General features: G+C 36.5%; 4 protein-coding genes. All 4 read right to left on the reverse strand.

What is annotated here, in order from left to right:
• Positions 1-83: 83 nt before the first annotated feature.
• The 4 genes from IQ228_RS25440 to IQ228_RS25455 all read right to left on the reverse strand — a co-directional run bounded on the left by IQ228_RS25440 (position 84) and on the right by IQ228_RS25455 (position 1868).
• Positions 84-326, reverse strand: a complete 243-nt coding sequence (locus tag IQ228_RS25440) for a hypothetical protein (RefSeq protein ID WP_193964927.1) — start codon at positions 324-326, stop codon at positions 84-86.
• Positions 326-730: a DUF6876 family protein gene (locus IQ228_RS25445; RefSeq protein ID WP_193964929.1), complete on the reverse strand. Its 405-nt coding sequence runs from the start codon at positions 728-730 to the stop codon at positions 326-328. The genes IQ228_RS25440 and IQ228_RS25445 overlap by 1 nt, the downstream gene beginning before the upstream one ends.
• A 76-nt stretch (positions 731-806) precedes the next feature.
• Positions 807-1562 carry a hypothetical protein gene (locus IQ228_RS25450; RefSeq protein WP_193964931.1) on the reverse strand — a complete coding sequence of 252 codons (756 nt, stop codon included), beginning with the start codon at positions 1560-1562 and terminating at the stop codon, positions 807-809.
• Between the two features lie 54 nt (positions 1563-1616).
• Positions 1617-1868 (reverse strand): transcriptional regulator, encoded by a 252-nt coding sequence (locus IQ228_RS25455; RefSeq protein ID WP_193964933.1) that lies wholly within the window; start codon positions 1866-1868, stop codon positions 1617-1619.
• Positions 1869-1966: the final 98 nt, after the last annotated feature.

Raw genomic sequence — 1966 nt, forward strand, 5'->3', positions numbered from 1 at the left:
ATCAATAACAAATTATGTTATTTTGATACTGTGAATAACAAATTATGCTATAGTTAAATAGTGGGAGTTACCCCACCATAATGCTATTTACTTTGCCAGTCGTCGAGTGCTTGATTCAATTTCTTAGCCAAAGATTCCGCTTTTCTCTTAGGCAAACAAAATCTGATGGTAATATAAACAAAGGAGTTATGATATATGACATCATAGCTTTTCCCATAAGAACCAAGAACCGCCGAAAATCTGTCTTTAGAACATTCACTAATTCGTTGATGGTGTCCATTATCAAGAAATGCTAATTGCACCGCAACTAAAGCCATCTCTTTCATCAATATTCCCCAGGTAACATCAACACACCCTGAACAAGAAAAAGTTTGATTTCGGGTAAGGGAAAATCAGTAAACTCAATATCCTGTCTGATATATGGCGTAATTTCTGGATCTGGTGTATCTCCCCAACAAGTTACAACCGCTTGATGATGAGGTTTGGGTTTAATGAATTCATGTTCCTCGCCAACCATCAAATACCATAGCTGGAAATCTTTGAGCATTTTATTAGCTAATAATCGTTTGGTTTGATGACTGGCAATCACATCAATTAACCAATAACACTGGGCTTCCTGTGCTAAATATTGAATACCGTCGGTGTAGCGAATACTTAACAAATGTCGGTAATAATTATCAGTGCTAGTAAAATGCTTGAGAGATTCCTGTAATTCTTGTGCTGAAATCATGGTATAATCCCAAAGAGAACAGCACCTAAAAGCGATAGCATTAATTATTTATCAGGGGACAAAATGCCCCCATTGATTATCTAATTGCTACAGCAACTTTGCCATTTGTTGAACTATGTTGTAATTGTAAATTACTGAGAGTAGTATTAGCCTCTTCTAAGTGAGTTTGCAATTGTGCTAACTTTTTACCAAGTTCATTATTTTTCACAATCAAATCATTACGTTCTTGATATAAACCCTCCAACTTAGTCCGAACCTCTTCACTATCAGCTAATTGTTGTTTATTAAGATTTATATAGGCTTCTTTAAGTTCACCCCGCTGCCGTTCACATTCACCTTTATGAAAATTAAGTTCAAGTTGTAAACTCGGAAAATCTATAAGTTGTTGTTTTAACAATTCATTCTCGGTAACTAGATATCTGAGTTTGTCACCGGAAATAGAGGAATCGGCGTTTTGGTAAGCGAGTTTATAAACAGCGATCGCCCATTGGTTCATAGCAGTCAAATAATCCCCTGGAATATCGGACACATCGAGAACCCCGTCATCAACAGATTCAAGAATTGCGGTGATTAGGCTTTTTTCATTTCTTTTAAGATCCATGTTCTCAATCCGCCACTGACGTAATAAATCGCAAACCGTGTCAGAACTACCACCAATACCGTAAATATATTTTAAAGCTGATTGTACGCTACGGATAACAATACCGACCTGATTCTTTTTCAACACGGCACAAGCAATATCAACCATTGATTTAGTAATACTATTGTACTGCTTAATTTCAATATCAAATCCGGTGAGGTCGAGTTCCTGGAATGTTGTTGGTAGTTTCATAGCGCACCTTACTATCTATACAAAGTATGTAAGGTTAACTTTACATTGTCAAGATTAAGAATTATCCTCATGAGGAAAAGCAAGTGCAAGTTCAGTCAAGGTGCATTCCAGGATTTCGATAACTGCTAAAACCTCTGCTGGGGAGAATTTGGGGACTGCATGACCATTTAACCAGGCACTCACAGCCTGTCGTGAAAGTTTACGCCCGGAAATGTTACTCCAGGCATTTTCTACCAGTTCCACAAACTTTTCTTGAGTTAAACCTCGTCGCTCTAAAAGTTTTATAAACTTGGTTCTTTTTGCCATGCTATTGCAGTAAAGCCAGCCTTGAAAGTAAAGTTGACTTTACGTAATTATATTCATATACTTACAATATCAAAAAATCTATAGTTTAAATATAAAAT

The sequence above is a fragment of the Dolichospermum sp. LEGE 00246 genome (assembly GCF_015207865.1).
In the GTDB taxonomy this organism is placed as follows: Bacteria; Cyanobacteriota; Cyanobacteriia; order Cyanobacteriales; family Nostocaceae; genus Dolichospermum; species Dolichospermum heterosporum.